Genomic DNA, 18,895 nt, shown 5'->3' with positions numbered 1-18,895 from the left:
TCACAATCTTGACGCAGCCGCGTTGAAGCCCAAAAGGATGTAATGCGCGGCAAACATCGCAGTCGGGCTGGCTGCCCGGCGAGGATTTTTAACACAGCAGTGTGCCTGTGGGTTTCAACCCCAACACCAACACCCAAAGGAGCTGCAAGGCACCAGAAAGCGCATTGCGGCGCTGCCCATTGTGCGCTGTGTCTGCCGCTGGCCAACGTGGCCGCTGGCATGGACTTAATTGCTCAGCGCTGATGGGCTGCTCGTGGTGCGGGGCTTGGTGGGTTGCTCGAAGGCCATCGCATGGGTGAAGTGTGCCTGTGACTCGGCCATCTCGCCTTCGGGCATATCGGTCATCAAATACACCGAGCTGGGTTGAAACTGGTTCAAGGCTTCACGGGTGGCGCGCAGCATCAGGCCTTCTTGGTCCAGCGGGATCAACTGGCCTTGCTCAATGCAGACGGCAAAGGTTTTGAGTTTCATCAGCAGGCTGCGGCCATCGGGCATCAACAGCAGATGCAGGTGGCGCTGCGCGCTATGCCACGCATATTGCACGCGCGGGCCGGCTTTACGCTCGCTCGTTTGCGTGGTGGTTTTGGCATTCTTGGGGGCCAGGTAAAACCACTCGCCAATTGCGCGGTTTTTCGCCCAGTCCACAACCGCATCACTCACACCCGTGTTCACTGGCTCTTCAATCACCACGAGTCCTGTCAACTCCAGCCCGGTCATCATCTCCAGGTTTTCAGGGCTCAGCGCAATGTCCTGGACCTGGCCCTCGGAGACCAGGTTTTCCAGGCCTTTAAGGCGTGCTGCGATTTGCTCCAGGCGGGCCATCGACAAGCCCTCGGTATGGGTGAGAAAGGTGTTCTGGATCGACTGAATAATCTGGGTCTGAATCGCCTCTTGCGCTATCTCGGTCACACCCACCATCGCCATGCCCGCGCGCAGCCGTGCCCGCAGCCCCGGTAAAGCCTGGGCCACGCGTTTGCGCTGCACAGCGTCACTGGTGCCGCTCAGGGCCCAGATCAGCAAGGCGGCGGTGTGTTTATGGCGCTGGGTTTGCGGGCTTTGCGCGCCTGCACGCACGGCAGAGACGGCCAGCACTTCGGCCCATGTTTTGAATAGGAAGGCGCGGATATCATCCTGGATTGGCAAGTCCTGCAGCATGGTGCGCAGCTCGATGGTGAATTTCACCAGCAGCGTTTCTTTCTCTTCGACTTGCTGCGCCACCGACATGGCTTTGCCCGCCTGGCGTGTTTCTGCTAAAAATTGTTGCAGGAATTTTTCAAATTCATTGAGTGCAAGCTGGAACACCTTGATGCCGGTATCCGGGTATTGCTCGATCATTTGGACAATGCGGCTGAGCTCCATTTCCAAGGAGCTGCCTTGGAAGTTGGCGCCATCAAAACCCATTGCAGCACTGCCCATGCGGTCAATCAGGCGGCGCGCGGGGTGCGCTTCGTCGCTGAAGAAGGCGTTGTCGGTCAGGGCGATGCGCAGCACTGGCACTTGCAGGCGCGCAAACAGCACCCGCACTGAGGCGGGCACACGGTCCTCTGCAATCACGCTTTGGAACATCAAGGCGACCATCTCAATGATGGCCTTTTCATTGGGGCGAGCTGCTTCTTGCTTGAGCGATTCGGACTGCGCTTTGGCCAGTTGCGCGACTTCCGCGCTGACCTCAGCAGGGGTTCTGATCAAGGCCGAGTGGCTGGCCGCTTTTTCCAGTTTTTGGACATACCCCGCTTGGACTTGCGCCTGCATTGCATCCATCAGCTCTACCGACGGTGCCAGCTCGGTGACGGTATTGCCAGGCGTGGGTTTATGACCAGGCCCGACCACCTGTTCCAAGCGTTGGCGGATGTCCGCCCACAGTGCATGGATTTGCTGGATCGATGGCTGGGGCAATTGTGGCAACTGCGCCATGTGCGCCATGTGCGCCATTGGCGCTGTTGACACTGGTATTTGGCCTGGCACAGAAGTGTGCAGCGAGGCCGTGGCCGAGCTTGGCGTGTAGCCACCAGGAATCACCATTTGCGGCGCCAGAAACTGGGGCGCCAAATACTCTGGCGGATTCGGCAGGGCACCAGGAAATGGTTGATGGATGGCTGTTGCGGGGGGGCCAAGGTGCGTTGCTGGGCCTAATACCGCAGCGGGCTGGGCGATGGTGGCAGCGGCCGAAGGGGCGAATGCGCCGCTGTGTGGCAGGCCTGGGTGCGAGCTGGCCAATGCTGCCGAGGCAGAGGTTGGCGATGGCGTGGGCCTTGCATATGGTTGAATGCCTTTTTCTTGCAGCAAAGCGTTGCTGGCCTCGTAGGCCTTGAGCATGTGCTCACCCCATTCTTTGGCGACGCCGTCCATGACCCATACAAAGGCACGCTGGTCGAGTTTGGCTTCGCTCCAGGCGTCCATGAGCGATTGGGCCACTGCCAAGGGCTGCAATAAGTCTTTGTTGGCCAGGCCTTTGGGGTCGAGGCTGAGCAGCCGCTTGCGCAGCTGTGTAAACAGCGGCTCAATGACCTCCAGCACCCGCGTATTCAGGCGCGAAGAGGCAATCATGCCTTCAATCGCATCGTTGCTGATCAGGCTCAGCTGCGCCAGGCTGCTGGTTTCTTCGAACGCAGAGGGTGGGGGATGGTCTGGTTTGCTGACCAAGCCAGCGCGCCAAATGGTCAGCAGGTTTTGTGCCCAGCTGCGGCGGTGTTGCATGTAGCTGCGCAGCCATTCGGGGATCAGGCGGACATCGACGCTGTTGTCTTTGGAGCTGGTATCCCCACCAGCTTCAAAGCGCCTGACCAGCAGGCGGTCGAGCTCAGGAATGCTATTGCACAGGCTTTGCAAAAAGCATTTCCTGGCCAAGCGGATCAGGACTTCAGGGTCATTGTCTTTGGCAGGTGAATGGTCCATGTGATTGATCTGCTAGGCCAGTTTGATGAATTACACCACCGCTCCTGCGTTTGGATCATTGGGGTCAACCGATGCTTTGGGTGCTTTGACCAGGTCTTCGCGCTTCACGCCCATCCACAGCACCAGGCCTGAGCCAACGAAGATCGACGAGTACACACCAAACACGATACCAATTGTCAGTGCCAGCGCAAAGTAGTGCAAGCTTGGGCCGCCAAAGAACAGCATGCACAAGACCATGGCTTCAGTCGAGGCATGGGTGATGATTGTGCGGCTCATGGTACTGGTGATCGCGTGGTCGAGCACTTGGCTGGTGGTCATTTTGCGTTGCTTGCGGAACATTTCGCGCACGCGGTCAAAAATCACCACCACTTCGTTGACCGAGTAGCCAAACACCGCCAAGACGCCTGCCAGCACGGCCAGGGAGAATTCCCACTGGAAGAACGCAAAGCAGCCCAAAATAATCACCACGTCGTGCAAGTTGGCCACAATCGCAGCCACACCGAACTTCCATTCAAAGCGGAATGCCAGATAGATCGTGATGCCCAGCGCCACAAAGGCCAGCGCCAATAAGCCTTGCTGCGTCAACTCATCGCCAACCTGGGGGCCGACGAATTCGGTGCGCAGCAATTGCACATCGGGTGTTTCTTTCTGCAGCTCAGCGAGCACTTGTGCGCTTTGCTGGTCAGAGGTCGCGCCCTCTTGCACTGGCAGGCGAATCAAGATATCTCGCGCTGTGCCGATATTTTGCACCTGCACGTCGCGGTAGCCCATGGCAGAGATGGTGCCGCGCACTTTCTCAAGGTTGGGCGCTTGCGCATACTGGACTTGGATGACCGTGCCGCCGGTGAACTCTACCGAGAGGTTCAGGCCTTTGGTAAATAGGAAGAAGACGGACAGAACAAACACCACGATCGACACGATGTTGAAGACCAACACGTGCTTCATGAAAGGAATGTCCTTCTGGATTTTGAAAAATTCCATGATGGCGCTCTTTATGCTTTGCTAACAGACTCAGACTCGCTGCTTGCCAGATCGCTATTGGCGATGGCAGTGCTGGTCGCAGACGGGGCGGCAGGCTTCCAGACCTGTCCAATTGCAATCGATTTCAGACGCTTACGGCGGCCATACCAGAGGTTGGTCAAACCACGTGAGAAAAATACCGCAGAGAACATGCTGGTTAGCACGCCCAAACAGTGCACGACCGCAAAGGCGCGCACTGGCCCGTGGCCAAATGCCAGCAAAGCAAAGCCGGCAATCAAGGTGGTCACGTTGGAGTCCAAAATAGTGGCCCAGGCGCGCTCGTAACCGGCGTGAATCGCCGCTTGGGGCGATGCTCCCGCGCGCAATTCTTCGCGAATCCGTTCATTGATCAACACGTTGGAGTCAATCGCCACGCCCAGCGCCAGTGCCAGTGCGGCAATACCCGGCAGGGTCAGAGTTGCTTGCAGCATCGACAGTACCGCTAGCAGCAGCAGGACGTTGACCAGCAGCCCCAGCGAGGAAATCACGCCAAAGACCATGTAGTACACACACATGAACACCATGATCAGAACCATGCCCCAGATCACGCTGTTTTGTCCGCGCTCAATGTTCTCTTTACCCAGGCTTGGGCCAATCGTGTATTCCTCAATGATTTCCATAGGCGCAGCCAAGGCCCCCGAGCGCAGCAGCACGGAGGTTTCTGTGGCTTCACGCGCGGTCATTGAGCCGGAAATCTGCACGCGTCCGCCGCTGATTTCTTGGCGAATCACTGGCGCGGTCACGACCATGCCCTGGCCACGCTCAAACAGCACAATCGCCATGCGCTTGTTGACGTTGGCACGTGTGATGTCACGGAAAATACGCGAACCAGGCGCATCAAACTCCAGATTCACCACGGCCATATTGCCTTGTTGCTGATCAAAGCCGGGCTGGGCGTTGAGCAGGTTCTCTCCGGTCAGGATGACGGGGCGTTGCACCACCACTTTTTGGCCTGAGGCGTCTTCAAACACTTCCGAGCCAAATGGCACTGGGCCTGCGCCACGCTCAGCGGCTCGGCCTTCAGACGACTCGTCGACCAGGCGAATTTGCAAGGTGGCTGTGCGGCCAATCAGTCGTTTGGCTTGGGCTACATCCTGCACGCCAGGCAACTGCACGACAATGCGGTTTGGGCCCGCTTGTTGGATCACAGGTTCAGCCACACCCAATTCGTTGATGCGGTTGTGCAGCGTGCTAATGTTTTGCTTGATAGCCTGCTCTTGCACGCGTGCCGTGGCTTCAGGCGAGAACACAAAGCGCAGTGTGTCAGGGCCGGTAGGCGTGGTCGCTGGCACCATGTCTGGGTACGTGTCGCTGACGAGATTGCGAATCTTGGTGGCGTCATCTGGTGAGCGCAGACTCACTTCGATGGCTTGACCGTCGCGGCGAAGACCGGCGCGGATGTCTTTTTCACGCAAGCTGCTGCGCAGGCCGCTCAGAATGGCTTCACTGCGTTGCACCAGCGCGCCTTCCATGTCCACTTGCAAGGTGAAGTGCACGCCGCCGCGCAAATCCAGGCCCAGGTACATTGGCTTGGCATTGATGGCACGCAGCCAAGCTGGTGTGCGCGAGAGCAGGTTCAGCGCGACTGAGTAGGCCGGGCTGTCTTCATTGGGCACCAGCACAGCAGCAATCGCATCGCGTGCTTTGGCCTGGTCGTCTTGTTGTGTCAAGCGCACACGCAAGGAGCCATCCTCGATTTCAATGCTTTTGGCTGTGATGCCCTGGCTTTGCAGCACATTCATCACACGCGCTTGCAAGGCATTGTCGATTGGGGCATCGGTGCGCAGCGAAGCTACTTGTACGGCGTAGTCTTCACCGTAAATATTGGGAAGCGTATAGAGGAACCCAACAATCAACGCAATCACCATGATTGCGTATTTCCATACCGGATAGCGGTTCATGATCGTTTCTTTACTGAATCGTTCGCTTGAAGTCGGAGGCGGGAGACCGATGAGACAGGATCTCAAAACAAAAAATCCTGTGCCAGCATGCGACTGACGATGCTTTCAACACAGTCAATGGGGCATGTTGTCACAGGACAGACTTGAATAATCAAGCAGCGTTTTTATCGAAAGTGCCTTTTGGCAGCACTTGGCCTACGGCAGAGCGTTGCACTTGAATTTCCACACCGTTGGCGATTTCGAGGTGGATCCATTGGTCGCTGATTTTGCTCACACGGCCAACGATACCACCGGATGTGGTGACTTCGTCGCCTTTGGCCAAAGCATCGATCATGGCGCGGTGTTCTTTTTGACGCTTCATTTGAGGACGGATCATGATGAAGTACAAGACCACGAACATCAAAATCAGCGGCAACATGCCAGTCAGCATGGAGGCGCCACCTTCAGCAGCAGCTGGGGCAGTTTGGGCAAAGGCAGTAGAAATCATTGAATCAAAGCTCCAAGAAAAGTCTCATCGTATGCGTAAGGCACCGCATATGGGGGCGGGCGTGCGAAAAACAACTGCAAATGGCCATTGATTAGACAGCTATTTGCGTTGTGATTAGGCGCGCTGCAACGCATGCAGTGCATGAAAAATACCCCATCGCCGGTGCACGGCCATGGCTGTTTGTGCATACAGATACAAAACAGTGAATTTGCCATTGTATGCGCCAAGTGTTCGTGTGCTGCGTTTTCCGCTGTGTTGACGGGTTTAAATGGATGGCGCAGTCCGGGACTGCGCCATCATAGACACCACGTTTTTGTTACACACCGCTGTGTTGGTGCATGTGCACGGCCTCTTTTTTGTGACAGGTGCGACTGTGCGGCGATGATGGACAGGCTCTTGCGCACTTTTATAGTCAAAAAAACCGCAACACGCATGTTGCCGCTTTTCTACCATGACTAAATTTTTTTTATGAAAATGGCATTGCCCAAAACCTGGTCACGCTCTGCGGTTGTGTCTGTTTGTTTAATGGGCGCCAATGCCACTGGTTTTGCCAGTTCGGCCCAAGTCGGGTCAGTCAGTGCCAGCGATGCGGCTGCCCAGGCGTTTGAGTCAGAAGCGATTGCACGTTTTGCCCAGCCTTGGGCGATGGCCTTTTTGCCAGATGGGAAGCTGTTGGTGACCGAGCGCGCTGGCGCGCTCAAGCTGCTCGACCCCAAGACAGGGCAGAGCCTGAATGTCGCAGGCTTGCCAGAAGTCGTGTACGGCGGACAGGGAGGTCTGGGCGATGTGGTCTTGCACCCGCAGTTTGCCAATAACCAGCGGATCTATATCAGTTACGCTGAGGCCGGTGAACGCAACACCGCAGGCGCGGCGATTGCCCAAGCCACTTTGGTCCCCACTGCCGAGGGCGCGGGCTTGCAAGATGTGCGTGTAATTTGGCGCCAAGTGCCCAAAGTCACCGGCCGTGGCCACTATGCCCATCGCATGCAGTTTGATCGCGATGGGTTTTTGTGGGTCAGCAGTGGCGAGCGCCAGCAGTTTGATCCCGCCCAAGACATGCAATCGAATTTGGGCAAGGTGCTGAAACTCAACGACGACGGCAGTCCTGCAGTGGGCAATCCCTTTGCGGATCAAGGCGGTGTGGCCGCACAGGTCTGGTCGCTGGGGCACCGCAACCCTTTGGGTATGGCCTTCGATCCACAAGGCCGATTGTGGGTTGCAGAAATGGGGCCACGCGGCGGTGATGAGCTCAATTTCATTGTGCGCGGCGAGAATTACGGCTACCCGATTGTCTCTAACGGTGACCATTACAGCGGCAAACCGATTCCAAACCATGACACACGGCCAGAATTCAAGGCACCAGCGATCACCTGGACACCGGTGGTATCGCCATCGAGTTTGGTCATCTACACGGGTGATTTATTCCCCGACTGGAAGGGCAATGCCTTTATTGGTGGACTGTCTTCACAGGCGCTGGTGCGGGTGGCGTTGACCGGTGAGTCTGCACAGGAAGTGCAGCGTTTTGACATGGGCGAGCGCATCCGTGCGGTCGCGCAAGGCCCCGATGGTGCGCTGTGGTTGCTTGAAGACGGCAACCAAGGGCGCTTGTTGCGACTGTCAGCACCAGCGCGATGACTCGCATGCAGATGCTTGGCTTTTTGTGCTTAAGCAGCGCCCAACCCCCTTCTGAGAACCTGTTTATCATCCCGATGCGGCCGATGGTCGTGGAGTGCGGTAAAAAGAGCGGGCTGGATTTGCCTGCCTGCCGTGGTAGACGGAAACGCAAACGTAGTGGCTGTGCGATGATGCCAGCAACACATACCGGTATTTTGGCTGCGAGTTGAACTTAATATTGCTTTTGCAAACCAAGGCTTTAGCCAGGCTCCATACTGGTTTGTTCCGTTTTTTGAAATTATTTATTTCTTTTGTCTCACTTTATGGGATTGAAAAATTTTGGCACGATTACAAAAATAAAAACTCTTCCACACAGTTTTAACGTATGCCGACTTCGAACCCCAAACGCTATGGCCTGCTGGCTATTACACTGCATTGGCTATTAGCGGCAGCCATTGTGTTTCTGTTTTTCTTTGGCCTGTACATGGTGAACCTGCCGTTCTCCTTGGCCAAACTGAAATACATGAACTGGCACAAATGGGTGGGCATCATGATTTTGGTGTTTTCCGTGCTCCGACTGGTCAATAGACTGGTCAAACGCCCGCCTGCGCTGCCTGAGAGCATGGCCAAAAAAATGCCTCGCTGGCAGCGCATTGCCCATCACGGCACGCACCATATGATGTATTTGCTGTTTCTTGTCGTGCCTTTACTGGGCTGGGCGCATAGCTCGGCAGTGGGTTTTCCGATCGTGTTGTTTGGTCAAATTCCTCTGCCTGATTTGGTGCCTGTGAATCGGGAGCTGGCATTTGCGCTGAGGCCGTGGCACAAATGGTCCGCATTTGCACTGATGGCTTTGATTGTGTTGCATATTCTGGCCGTGGTGAAGCACCAAGTGATCGATCGTGACGGTTTGCTCAAACGTATGCTGCCTTGGTGATTGGCCTGCGTGAAGTTGGCTGCTAAGGCTTTTCCCAATTTTTGGCTGCTTCGGTTGCCGCACATTGTGTTTTCATCCATTTATACAAGGGACTCGCATGACCAAATCTTCCTTCATCGCCGTGGCGGCATTGTCTGTTTTGAGCCTGACTGCCAGTGCCTGGGCCGATCAAAGCCTGCTGGCCGATCAAAGCGAAATCAAATTCACCTTCAAACAGCTGGGTGTGCCGGTGACTGGGCAATTCCAAAAATTTGATGCGCAGATCAAGCTCGACCCCAAAGAGTTGGCTGGTAGCAGCGTCAATGTCAAAGTGGATACAGGCAGTGCCACGATTGGTGTGCCAGATACTGATGCCGAGTTGGCCAAGCCGCTTTGGTTTAATACCGCCCAATTTCCACAAGCGACGTTTACGTCTTCCAGCATCAAAGCATTGGGCGATGGCAAGTACGAGGCGCAAGGTACTCTGGACATCAAAGGTGTCAGCTCCCCAATCACCGTGCCTGTGAGCTTGCAGCAAAGCGGTGGAGTGACCGTTGCGACTGGTGAAATACCGCTGCAACGTTTGAACTTCAAAATCGGTGAGGGCGAGTGGAGCGATGCTTCTATTGTTGCCAACGATGTGAAGGTGACATTCAAGCTGGCCATTGATGGTGTTGGCGCGCTGTAATTGATTTGCCTTTGGGGTGTGCTGTGTGAGGGCCAGGCGTGCTGTGTATATGATGCGCAGCCCTTCACGCCGGGTTGCCCGCTTATCTATTTCACTTTTATCTTAACGTTTAACAGGAGAGTTCCATGCGTATTCCATTTATCGTCTCTACCGCCACGGCTTTGACACTGTGCGCTGGCTCGGCAATGGCCGCTAACTACACCATTGACCCTACACACACTTTCGTGACTTTTGAGATTGACCACTACGGCGCTTCTACCAACCGTGGCCGCTTTGACAATGTCGAAGGCACGATCGAATTCGACCGTGCAGCGAAAACGGGCAAAGTGGATGTGACTGTGGGTGTAGCCTCGATCAACACGGGCACAGCCGGCTTTGACAAACACTTGCAATCTGACCAGCTGTTGGATGCCGCCAAGTACCCAACTGCACGTTTTGTCAGCGAAAAATTCGAATTCAAAGGCGATAAAGTCGATGAAGTCAAAGGCCAGCTGACCTTGTTGGGTCAAACCCACCCAGTCACAGTTGAGGCTGAGAAATTCAATTGCTACGCCAACCAAATGCTGCAAGGCCGTGAGGTTTGCGGTGGTGATTTCGAGTTCAAACTCGACCGCACCAAATGGGGCTCTGACTTTGGCCTGCAATGGGGAGCTCCGAAAGAGGTCAAAGTCGTGATCCAGATTGAAGCGATCAAGGCTGACTAAGCACGGGTTTTGCAGGTTCTTAGCAGGCATGCAAACAACAAAAAAAGGCGTCTTGGACGCCTTTTTTGTTGTTTGAAGGCGGTCTGTGCCGCCTTCTTTTTACAGAATCTCAACCGTGACGGCAGTCGCTTCGCCACCACCAATACACAAAGTCGCCAGACCCTTTTTCAGGCCGCGTGCTTTCAATGCATGCAGCAAGGTCACAACGATGCGCGCACCGCTGGCACCAATGGGGTGGCCCAGTGCGCAGGCGCCGCCGTTGACGTTGACTTTTTCGTGCGGCACTTTGAGCTCTTCCATCAAGGCCATGGTGACAACGGCAAAAGCTTCGTTGACCTCCCACAGGTCCACATCTTCTACGCTCCAGCCCGCTTTTTTCAGCGCATTTTTGGCGGCATCAACGGGGGCTGTGGTGAACCATTCTGGGTCCTGCGAATGCTGGGCTGTAGAGACAATGCGGGCCAGTGGCGTTGCACCCAGCTCTTTGGCGGTGGACTCACGCACCAGTACCAGCGCCGCAGCGCCGTCGTTGATGCTGGAGCTGGCCGCAGCGGTGATCGTGCCGTCTTTTTTGAACGCTGGCTTGAGCGTGGGGATTTTGTCGACGTTGATCTTGCCTGGACCTTCGTCTTCAGTCACCACCACATCGCCCTTGCGGGTTTTGACCGTGACGGGCACGATTTCATTGGCAAACGCACCATCGGCAATGGCTTTTTGGGCGCGTGTGACGCTGGCCGACGCAAACGCGTCTTGCTGCTCGCGGCTGAAGCTGTATTTGCCCGCGCAGAGTTCGCCAAACGTGCCCATCGAGCCACCGGTGTACGCATCTTCCAGACCGTCGAGCATCATGTGGTCAAAAATCTTGTCGTGGCCCAAGCGGTAGCCGCCACGGCCTTTTTTCAGCAAGTAGGGCGCATTGGTCATGCTTTCCATGCCACCGGCAACCACCACATCGACTGAGCCAGCCTTGAGGGCATCATGGCCGAGCATGGCCGCTTTCATCGCCGAGCCGCAGACCTTGCCCACGGTGGTGGCGGCAACGCCCTTGGGCAAGCCAGCTGCCAGTGTGGCTTGGCGTGCAGGTGCCTGGCCTTGGCCGGCGACCAGCACGTTGCCGAAAAACACCTCGTCGACTTTTTCGGGCGCTACGCCAGCTTGCTCCAGCGCGCCTTTGATGGCCACTGCGCCCAGCTCCCAGGCCTGCAAAGGGCTGAATACACCCTGAAAGCCACCCATTGGGGTGCGGGTGGCGCCAATGATCACAATGGATTCGTTACTCATGGATATCTCCTAGCTAGAAAGTGTTCTCTAAAATGGGGTGGGCCGAGTCCAGCGGCAGGTTCAGCCAATCAGCGTATTTTGCCGCATTGGCGTGAACAAAGTGTGCCAACCAGACCGCCATATGCTGTTCATCATACCTATAAGCCAGCGGCACGTGAGTGCGCACCACATGGCCATGGTGGATGCATTGTTCGTGGTTGATTCAACCTTGACGGCCATAGAGTACGGCGCGCACTGTGGGCAGCATGCGGCGTGAGACTGGCAGCAATTGGTCGGTGCCGTGCAATTCAATCGCCCATGGATCGCCTTCTTCCTTGGCGCTTTGTTTGATCAGGCCTTTGAGGGATTTGCGCGCCACCAGGGCATTGCGGTGGATGCGCAGAAAGCTCTCGGGGTAGTCGCGTTCAAGCTCGCTCAGCGAGCCATTCCACAGGTATTCCCGCTGCCGGGTATGCAAGGTCACATATTTCATTTCTGCGCGGCAAAACACAATTTGGCTGATGGCTACCCGCTCTGTGCGGTTACGCTCATTGATGATCAAAAACGACGCATCAGCCTGCGGGGCGTTAGCCACATCGCTGGTAGCTTGGGGCAAGGCCTCAGTGGCGGGTACGCCAGAGCTGATCATACGCCTGGCCTGCACGCGCTTGAGGGCCTGGCGCAAGCGTTCAAGCCGTACCGGTTTGGTCAGGTAATCCACGGCCTCCAGATCAAACGCGGCAGCGGCGTATTCGGCGTGGGCAGTGACAAATACCACGGCTGGTGCATTGCGGCGTTGGCTGATGGCCTGTGCAAAGCTCACGCCGTCAGTACAAGGCATTTGTATATCCAGCAAGACCAGATCAATGGCAGCATTGGCTTGTGTCTTTTGCAGAATCTCCTCTGCCAGACTCACTGCCGATGCCTCCATGATGCGGCATGGAAACTCAGGCAATTCTTCCAGCAAACTGCGCAAGCGTTTGCGGGCCAGTGATTCGTCGTCAACAATCAAAACGTTCATGGTTGCATTCTAAGAGCCTGTACATCCACTCTACGCAGTCGCGCAAGGCACAAGAAAGCGACAATGCAAGGCGGCTATGACCGCTCTTGCGTTTGTACGCTGACTGCGCCGCAATGCTTTTTGCCTCCAACGCGGCCTGTGAAAAGAGCGCAAACACGCATCTTAGGAGGCCTGGGCTGCCAGGCTAATCGTTGCGCTGGCTGATCGTCGCTATTGCCTTATGGGTGTTTGGCCAAAGCATCGCGCCCCATCAGTGGGGCCGCAGGTAGGTTCAGCAGCACTTCATAGCTATCGCCTCGCATACCAGCTTTGAATTCGGCGTTCACATCGTGCATCAGGCGCAAACGTCCGCGCACATTCTCCAGCGCGATGCCATTGCCTGCGGACGAGGCCTGGCCATCGCTGTGGCGGTCTTTCGCAGCCACGCTGTTGCGAATGCGCACATACACGCGCTCGCCTTTGCGGCGCACCAGCACATCAATGTTGCCACCATCAAGGCTGGGCTCGACGCCGTGCTTGATGGCATTTTCGACCAGCGGCTGCAAAATCAATGGCGGCATGCTGGCTTGCAGCGCCTCAGGGTCAATGGACCACTTCACCCGCAGCCGGTCTTCAAAGCGGATGCCTTCAATGCGCAAATACTGTTTGGCAATTTCAATTTCCTTGTCCAGGCTGGAGGTCGTGCGCGCATCCTTGAGCGCATGGTGGAACAGGTCGCTGAGGTCTTCGAGCATGCTTTCGGCCAGGGCCGGGTCTTGCCGGACCAGAGCAATCGCGCTGTTGAGGGTATTGAAGAGAAAGTGGGGCCGGATGCGCGATTGCAATTCCGCCAGTTTGGCCACGGTTTGCGCCGGTTGGCTGGCGCGCTGGCGCATCAGCAGCATGCTGGTGAGCATGCAGGCTAAGCCAATGCCAGTCAGGCCCGCTGCCAACCAGGCGATTTTGTTGTTCGGCGTGGTGCTGAGCGTGTCATAAATTGCCATGCTCAAGAGCCCCCCACACAGGCCTAGTAGCAGCGAAAAACTCCACTGCACGCTATGGGTTTGCCGGTTCAGCCATTGTTTGCAGACACAGCCGCACAGCAGCCACAGCAATACAGCCGGCAAGCAGACACCAGTCAGCAGCGCAAAACGACCCAGCCAGTCCGGCAGTGACTGGCTGCTGAACAGCAGCAGCAAGGCCAGCGGCAACTCCACCAATAACAAGGCCCGCAGCATCACGCCGGTGTGACAGGCGTCAAACATCAGCAAAGAGGGTTTGTCAGGCGCGAGCAAGCCGGCAGGCGCCGCGCGAGGGCTTGGCGCAGATAGAATAGTCCGTTGAGTCCCGTTCATGGCATGCTTGGCGTGTGTGGTCGGGGCTTGTCTGCCCCCTTCTTGGCTGCTTGGCATGCCGCGTCGCCGCGCCCATGCATAAAATAACAGCCCTATTCGCTGCCATTATCCCGAGTTCCATGTCTGAAAACCACACATATCAACCTTCTGCCAACCAGCTCGCTGCTAAAGAGCATGGCTGGTCGGCCTTGTTCACCGAGCCTATGAGCGATCTGGTCAAGCGCTATACGGCCAGTGTGTTTTTCGACCAGCGTTTATGGCGGGCCGATATTGCAGGTAGCCGCGCCCATGCGCATATGTTGCACACAGTTGGTATTTTGTCGGCCGAAGACGAGGCGGCGATTCAGCGTGGCCTGCAGCAAATCAGTGAAGAAATTGAAAGCGGCGTGTTTGAATGGCAGCTCGATCTGGAAGATGTGCACCTGAACATCGAAGCGCGCCTGACCGCCTTGATTGGCGATGCGGGCAAACGCTTGCACACTGGCCGCAGCCGCAACGACCAGGTCGCTACCGACGTGCGCTTGTGGTTGCGCGACGAAATCGATGGCATCCATGCATTGCTGCTGGACGTGCAAACCGCCTTGGTCGACGTGGCCTCACGCAACATCGAGGTGATCCTGCCAGGTTTTACCCACTTGCAAGTGGCTCAGCCAGTCAGCTTTGCCCACCATCTGCTGGCCTATGTGGAAATGTTCAAACGCGATGCAGAGCGGCTGCAAGATGTGCGCCGCCGCACGAATACCTTGCCACTGGGCGCGGCCGCACTGGCAGGCACCAGCTACCCGCTGGATCGCGCCTTGGTTGCTAAAACCTTGGGTATGGTGGATGCGCACGGCGTGCCGCAAATTTGCCAAAACAGCTTGGATGCTGTCAGCGATCGCGACTTTGCGATTGAATTCACCGCTGCCGCCTCGTTGGTGATGGTGCACATCAGCCGCTTGTCGGAAGAGCTGATTATTTGGATGAGCCAGAACTTTGGCTTTATCCGCATTGCTGATCGCTTCACCACCGGCAGCTCGATCATGCCGCAAAAGAAAAACCCCGACGTGCCGGAGTTGGCGCGCGGCAAGACTGGCCGTGTGGTCGGCCACTTGATGGGCTTGATCACTTTGATGAAAGGCCAGCCGCTGGCCTACAACAAAGACAACCAAGAAGACAAAGAGCCGCTGTTTGACACCGTTGACACTTTGCGCGATACGCTGCGCATTTTTGCCGAAATGATTGGCGGCCAGGTCGATGCACAAACCGGCCAGCGCGCTGGTGGCATCACCGTCAACGCCGCTGCGATGGAGCAGGCCGCTTTGCGTGGTTATGCTACAGCGACCGATCTGGCCGACTACTTGGTCAAAAAAGGCCTGCCGTTCCGTGACGCGCACGAAACCGTGGCGCACGCAGTGCGCATTGCGATTGAGCGCGGTGTGGACCTGAGCGAGCTGGAGCTGCAAGACCTGCAGCGTTTCAATAGCGCCATTGAGGCCGATGTGTTTGAAGCCCTGAGCTTGCGCGGCTCGCTCAATGCACGCAATACACTGGGCGGCACAGCCCCTGCGCAAATTCGCCTGCAAATTGCTGCGCACCAAGAACGTTTGGCAGCGCGCGCATAAGCCAAGCACTGCGCTCAAGCACAACGCCTGCGATTGCCGCAGGCGTTTTTTTATACCTTGCTCTTAGTGTTGAAGCCCAAAAGGCGCACTGTTTTGTTAAAAATCCTCGCCGGGCAGCTAGCCCGACTGCGATTTTTGCCGCACCGTATCCTTTTGGAATCCAACGCGGTCTGCGAAAAGATCGTAAACAGGTTCTTAAAGCGGCAGCGCTGTCGTGTGTTTGACGCGGTCGAGCACAAAACTCGTTTTGCAATCCTGCACGCTTGGGTGGCGCAGCAAGGTGTCAATGACAAAGCGTGAGTAATGCGCCATATCGCGCACCACCACGCGCAGCAAATAATCCATTTCACCGGTCAAGGCGCTGCACTCAACCACCTCGGGCCAGGTCTCGATCGAGGCACGAAACGCATCCATGGGGCTGCGCTTATGCGCTGCCGTATGCTTTTCCAGACGCACATTCAAATACGCAGTCAGTCCCAAGCCAACGGCCTCGGCATTGATGATGGCCGCATAGCGCGTGATGATGCCCGTATCCTCCAGGCGTTTGACGCGGCGCAAGACGGTGGATGCGGACAAGCCCACTTGCTCGCCAATTTCATCAAAAGTGGTGCGCGCATGCGTTTGAAGGACACGAATAATGCGAATATCAAGCGTGTCGAGGGATAAATCTGTATTCATAAATCAAATTTTGCATGAATATTGCAACGTCAAGGGTTTGTACGGGGACTGTTTGCAATAAAAATGCAAGCGGCCATGCGTACCATCAAGAGATAAAAGTTGCCTATTGAGGCCCAGTACTTTTGATTCAATTACCCACGGAGATTCGCTATGGCTGACCTGTTTGACAACCCCGCTGGCTTGGATGGCTTTGAATTTGTCGAGTTTGCCGCGCCAGAGGCCAATTTTTTGGAGCCTTTGTTTGTCCAAATGGGCTTTACCGAAGTGGCCAAGCACCGCTCCAAAAACGTGTCGTTGTACCGCCAAGGTGGCATCAACTTCATTGTCAACCGCGAACCCAAGAGCCTAGCGGGCTACTTTGCCGCTGAGCATGGTCCATCGGCCTGTGGTCTGGCATTTCGTGTCAAAGACGCGCACAAAGCTTATAAGCAACTGCTTGAGAAAGGCGCGCAGCCTATCCACATTGCCACTGGCCCGATGGAGCTGAATTTGCCTGCGATCAAAGGCATTGGTGGCATGCCGATTTATCTGATCGACCGCTACGAAGAAGGCAAAACGATTTACGACATCGACTTCGAATGGATTGAAGGCGTAGACCGCAATCCTGAAGGCCACGGCTTCCAAGTCGTGGACCATCTGACCCACAACGTCTATCGTGGCCGCATGGCCTATTGGGCTGATTTTTACGAGAAATTGTTCAACTTCCGCGAAATCCGCTACTTCGATATCTCAGGTGAATACACCGGCTTGACCTCCAAAGCCATGACCGCGCCAGATGGCAAGATCCGTATTCCCCTGAACGAAGAATCCAAACAAGGCGGCGGCCAGATTGAAGAGTTCTTGATGCAGTTCAATGGCGAAGGCATTCAGCACATCGCCTTGCTGTGCGACGACTTGATCGAAGCCATCGACAAACTGCAAATGGCAGGTGTGCCACTGCTGAACGCTCCCAACGACGTGTACTACCAAAACCTCGACACACGCCTGCCCGGTCACGGTCAGCCCGTCGGTGAGCTGCAAGCGCGCGGCATTTTGCTCGATGGCACGACCGAGGGCGGCAAACCGCGCTTGCTGCTGCAAATCTTCTCGCAGGCCATGCTGGGTCCGGTGTTCTTCGAATTCATTGAGCGCAAAGGTGATTACCGCGAAGGCTTTGGTGAAGGCAACTTCAAAGCCTTGTTTGAATCGCTTGAGCGTGACCAAATCAACCGCGGTGTGTTGCAGGTAGAGCCTGCATCGGCATAAAGGACAAGCTGGAGGCTGTAAGGTAGATTCAGCACCACCTCTCAATGTGGTGCTGTCGTGCACCCATTGCAGAGGTGCCAATCTGCATAGCCATAAGGAGCTGCCATGAAACGACTGACCGATACCGAACGCGATGCTGCGCTGTCCTCCGTGCCTCAATGGCGGTATGCGCCTGAGCGTGGCGGATTGATTCACAGAGAGTTTGTATTTGCCGACTTTACGCAGGCATTTGCTTTTATGACGCAGGTCGCCTTCCATGCCGAGAAGGCCGACCACCACCCTGAATGGTTCAACGTCTACAACAAAGTCTCGATCACGCTGACCACCCATGATGCCGATGGATTGAGCCAGCGTGACATCGGCTTGGCCCATGTGATTGACACCATTGCCAATACTTGGACTCGCATTTGAGCCCAGAGGCCAACCACTGACATTCCAAACGGGCAACTCACAACAACAAGCAGCGCACCCTGGGCTTGAGCCTGGGAGGCGCTTGCAATGCCCATAAGCCATTAGAGCAAGGAGACAACGCCATGATCACAGCCAGCAGCGTGGCAGATGCATTAGACAGCTCCAGCAAACACGGCTTGGCTGCCGGCGCTGTGCCAGAGCGCTCGGACTGGACCATTGACCAAGGCTGGGAAGCCTACACCGCCGAAGAACACGGTGTCTGGAAAACCTTGTTCGAGCGTCAAAGCCAATTGCTGCCTGGCCGTGCGTGCAAAGAATTTGTCGCTGGTATGCAGCAGTTGCCGATGCGGGCCGATGAAATCCCGGATTTCAGGCGCCTTTCAGAAGTCCTGATGCAGCACACCGGCTGGCAAATCGTGGCCGTCCCTGGTTTGGTGCCAGACGATGTCTTCTTTGACCACCTGGCCAATCGGCGCTTTCCGGCGGGACAGTTCATTCGTAAGCCGCATGAATTGGACTACTTGGAAGAGCCTGACGTATTCCATGACGTGTTTGGCCATGTCCCCATGCTGATGAACCCTGCGATTGCCGATTTCATCCAAGCCTATGGCCAGGGCGGTATGCGCGCCAAGGAATTGGGGGTGCTCGACAAGTTGGCGCGTGTTTATTGGTATACGGTGGAGTTTGGCTTGGTGCAGGAAGAGGGCGAGTTGCGTATTTACGGCGCAGGCATTGCATCCTCACGCACAGAAACCGTGTTTGCTTTGGACGATGCCTCGCCCAACCGGATTCGCTTTGATCTAGAGCGGGTCATGCGAACCCAGTACCGCATAGATGATTTTCAAGAGAGCTACTTTGTCATTCGGGATTTGAATGAGTTGCTGGAGCTGGCACAAATCGATTTTGCCCCGCTCTACCAGCGTATCGCATGCCAAAGTGATTTGCAGCCGGGTGACGTGTTGGCACAAGACCGTTTGTTTACACGCGGCAGTGGCTCCTACCACCTTGCGGTCGAGAGATAAATAGGATTTTTACTGAAAATTCCATCATTTCAGCCGGGGAGGCCCAAAACTGCGCTATAGTTGTGCCCTTCGCGACAGACAGCGTAGGTTTCGCA

The 18,895-nt window shown here is 56.0% G+C and carries 16 protein-coding genes; 8 read left to right on the top strand and 8 right to left on the bottom strand.

From position 1 onward, the window contains the following. Positions 1 to 225: 225 nt before the first annotated feature. The 4 genes from E8K88_RS15425 to yajC form a co-directional block, all read right to left on the bottom strand. The gene (locus E8K88_RS15425; RefSeq protein ID WP_136407572.1) at positions 226 to 2,895 is read right to left on the bottom strand and encodes a DUF1631 family protein; all 2,670 of its coding nucleotides are present in this window, start codon (positions 2,893 to 2,895) and stop codon (positions 226 to 228) included. 30 nt (positions 2,896 to 2,925) lie between these two features. Further along, a complete protein-coding gene (gene secF, locus E8K88_RS15420) occupies positions 2,926 to 3,876 on the bottom strand; it encodes a protein translocase subunit SecF (RefSeq protein WP_136407571.1) in 951 nt (316 codons plus the stop codon). A gap of 11 nt (positions 3,877 to 3,887) precedes the next feature. Then, on the bottom strand, positions 3,888 to 5,816 hold the full coding sequence (secD, locus tag E8K88_RS15415; protein ID WP_136407570.1) for a protein translocase subunit SecD: 1,929 nt from the start codon (positions 5,814 to 5,816) through the stop codon (positions 3,888 to 3,890). A gap of 151 nt (positions 5,817 to 5,967) precedes the next feature. Continuing rightward, positions 5,968 to 6,303: a preprotein translocase subunit YajC gene (gene yajC, locus E8K88_RS15410; RefSeq protein ID WP_136407569.1), complete on the bottom strand. Its 336-nt coding sequence runs from the start codon at positions 6,301 to 6,303 to the stop codon at positions 5,968 to 5,970. A gap of 468 nt (positions 6,304 to 6,771) precedes the next feature. Here yajC and E8K88_RS15405 point away from each other — a divergent pair, with 468 nt between their 5' ends. The 4 genes from E8K88_RS15405 to E8K88_RS15390 all read left to right on the top strand — a co-directional run bounded on the left by E8K88_RS15405 (position 6,772) and on the right by E8K88_RS15390 (position 10,225). Then, a complete protein-coding gene (locus E8K88_RS15405; RefSeq protein ID WP_205880103.1) occupies positions 6,772 to 7,938 on the top strand; it encodes a PQQ-dependent sugar dehydrogenase in 1,167 nt (388 codons plus the stop codon). Positions 7,939 to 8,302: 364 nt separating this feature from the next. After that, positions 8,303 to 8,854, top strand: coding sequence for a cytochrome b (locus E8K88_RS15400; protein ID WP_136407568.1), 552 nt, complete (start codon positions 8,303 to 8,305; stop codon positions 8,852 to 8,854). Between the two features lie 97 nt (positions 8,855 to 8,951). Next, positions 8,952 to 9,521, top strand: a complete 570-nt coding sequence (locus tag E8K88_RS15395; RefSeq protein ID WP_136407567.1) for a YceI family protein — start codon at positions 8,952 to 8,954, stop codon at positions 9,519 to 9,521. A 125-nt stretch (positions 9,522 to 9,646) separates the two neighbouring features. Beyond that, positions 9,647 to 10,225, top strand: a complete 579-nt coding sequence (locus tag E8K88_RS15390) for a YceI family protein (protein ID WP_136407566.1) — start codon at positions 9,647 to 9,649, stop codon at positions 10,223 to 10,225. A gap of 99 nt (positions 10,226 to 10,324) precedes the next feature. Here the strand turns inward: E8K88_RS15390 and E8K88_RS15385 are convergent, their stop codons facing one another. The 3 genes from E8K88_RS15385 to E8K88_RS15375 all read right to left on the bottom strand — a co-directional run bounded on the left by E8K88_RS15385 (position 10,325) and on the right by E8K88_RS15375 (position 13,840). Further along, on the bottom strand, positions 10,325 to 11,506 hold the full coding sequence (locus tag E8K88_RS15385) for an acetyl-CoA C-acyltransferase (RefSeq protein WP_136407565.1): 1,182 nt from the start codon (positions 11,504 to 11,506) through the stop codon (positions 10,325 to 10,327). Between the two features lie 202 nt (positions 11,507 to 11,708). Beyond that, positions 11,709 to 12,506 carry a LytR/AlgR family response regulator transcription factor gene (locus E8K88_RS15380; protein WP_136407564.1) on the bottom strand — a complete coding sequence of 266 codons (798 nt, stop codon included), beginning with the start codon at positions 12,504 to 12,506 and terminating at the stop codon, positions 11,709 to 11,711. 218 nt (positions 12,507 to 12,724) lie between these two features. Continuing rightward, the gene (locus E8K88_RS15375; RefSeq protein ID WP_240754560.1) at positions 12,725 to 13,840 is read right to left on the bottom strand and encodes a sensor histidine kinase; all 1,116 of its coding nucleotides are present in this window, start codon (positions 13,838 to 13,840) and stop codon (positions 12,725 to 12,727) included. A 119-nt stretch (positions 13,841 to 13,959) separates the two neighbouring features. Between E8K88_RS15375 and argH the strand changes: the two genes are divergently transcribed. Next, positions 13,960 to 15,444 (top strand): argininosuccinate lyase, encoded by a 1,485-nt coding sequence (argH, locus tag E8K88_RS15370; RefSeq protein ID WP_136407563.1) that lies wholly within the window; start codon positions 13,960 to 13,962, stop codon positions 15,442 to 15,444. 195 nt (positions 15,445 to 15,639) lie between these two features. Here argH and E8K88_RS15365 read toward each other — a convergent pair whose 3' ends face one another. Further along, positions 15,640 to 16,122: an Lrp/AsnC family transcriptional regulator gene (locus E8K88_RS15365; RefSeq protein WP_136407562.1), complete on the bottom strand. Its 483-nt coding sequence runs from the start codon at positions 16,120 to 16,122 to the stop codon at positions 15,640 to 15,642. 150 nt (positions 16,123 to 16,272) lie between these two features. On the opposite strand from E8K88_RS15365, the gene hppD reads away from it, so the two are divergent. The 3 genes from hppD to phhA all read left to right on the top strand — a co-directional run bounded on the left by hppD (position 16,273) and on the right by phhA (position 18,800). Continuing rightward, on the top strand, positions 16,273 to 17,367 hold the full coding sequence (gene hppD / locus E8K88_RS15360; RefSeq protein WP_136407561.1) for a 4-hydroxyphenylpyruvate dioxygenase: 1,095 nt from the start codon (positions 16,273 to 16,275) through the stop codon (positions 17,365 to 17,367). A 105-nt stretch (positions 17,368 to 17,472) separates the two neighbouring features. Further along, positions 17,473 to 17,778, top strand: a complete 306-nt coding sequence (locus E8K88_RS15355) for a 4a-hydroxytetrahydrobiopterin dehydratase (protein WP_136407560.1) — start codon at positions 17,473 to 17,475, stop codon at positions 17,776 to 17,778. A gap of 122 nt (positions 17,779 to 17,900) precedes the next feature. Then, positions 17,901 to 18,800 carry a phenylalanine 4-monooxygenase gene (gene phhA / locus E8K88_RS15350; protein ID WP_136407559.1) on the top strand — a complete coding sequence of 300 codons (900 nt, stop codon included), beginning with the start codon at positions 17,901 to 17,903 and terminating at the stop codon, positions 18,798 to 18,800. Positions 18,801 to 18,895 lie beyond the last annotated feature (95 nt).

Source organism: Lampropedia aestuarii (assembly GCF_004803635.1).
Taxonomy (GTDB): domain Bacteria; phylum Pseudomonadota; class Gammaproteobacteria; order Burkholderiales; family Burkholderiaceae_C; genus Lampropedia; species Lampropedia aestuarii.
This window is presented reverse-complemented; position numbering and strand designations above follow the sequence as displayed.

What these genes read in the sequence shown, in the direction of transcription:
- E8K88_RS15425 (WP_136407572.1), bottom strand. Translation starts at nt 2,895, where the DNA reads ATGGACCATTCACCTGCCAAAGACAATGACCCTGAAGTCCTGATCCGC.
- secF (WP_136407571.1), bottom strand. Translation starts at nt 3,876, where the DNA reads ATGGAATTTTTCAAAATCCAGAAGGACATTCCTTTCATGAAGCACGTG.
- secD (WP_136407570.1), bottom strand. Translation starts at nt 5,816, where the DNA reads ATGAACCGCTATCCGGTATGGAAATACGCAATCATGGTGATTGCGTTG.
- yajC (WP_136407569.1), bottom strand. Translation starts at nt 6,303, where the DNA reads ATGATTTCTACTGCCTTTGCCCAAACTGCCCCAGCTGCTGCTGAAGGT.
- E8K88_RS15405 (WP_205880103.1), top strand. Translation starts at nt 6,772, where the DNA reads ATGAAAATGGCATTGCCCAAAACCTGGTCACGCTCTGCGGTTGTGTCT.
- E8K88_RS15400 (WP_136407568.1), top strand. Translation starts at nt 8,303, where the DNA reads ATGCCGACTTCGAACCCCAAACGCTATGGCCTGCTGGCTATTACACTG.
- E8K88_RS15395 (WP_136407567.1), top strand. Translation starts at nt 8,952, where the DNA reads ATGACCAAATCTTCCTTCATCGCCGTGGCGGCATTGTCTGTTTTGAGC.
- E8K88_RS15390 (WP_136407566.1), top strand. Translation starts at nt 9,647, where the DNA reads ATGCGTATTCCATTTATCGTCTCTACCGCCACGGCTTTGACACTGTGC.
- E8K88_RS15385 (WP_136407565.1), bottom strand. Translation starts at nt 11,506, where the DNA reads ATGAGTAACGAATCCATTGTGATCATTGGCGCCACCCGCACCCCAATG.
- E8K88_RS15380 (WP_136407564.1), bottom strand. Translation starts at nt 12,506, where the DNA reads ATGAACGTTTTGATTGTTGACGACGAATCACTGGCCCGCAAACGCTTG.
- E8K88_RS15375 (WP_240754560.1), bottom strand. Translation starts at nt 13,840, where the DNA reads ATGAACGGGACTCAACGGACTATTCTATCTGCGCCAAGCCCTCGCGCG.
- argH (WP_136407563.1), top strand. Translation starts at nt 13,960, where the DNA reads ATGTCTGAAAACCACACATATCAACCTTCTGCCAACCAGCTCGCTGCT.
- E8K88_RS15365 (WP_136407562.1), bottom strand. Translation starts at nt 16,122, where the DNA reads ATGAATACAGATTTATCCCTCGACACGCTTGATATTCGCATTATTCGT.
- hppD (WP_136407561.1), top strand. Translation starts at nt 16,273, where the DNA reads ATGGCTGACCTGTTTGACAACCCCGCTGGCTTGGATGGCTTTGAATTT.
- E8K88_RS15355 (WP_136407560.1), top strand. Translation starts at nt 17,473, where the DNA reads ATGAAACGACTGACCGATACCGAACGCGATGCTGCGCTGTCCTCCGTG.
- phhA (WP_136407559.1), top strand. Translation starts at nt 17,901, where the DNA reads ATGATCACAGCCAGCAGCGTGGCAGATGCATTAGACAGCTCCAGCAAA.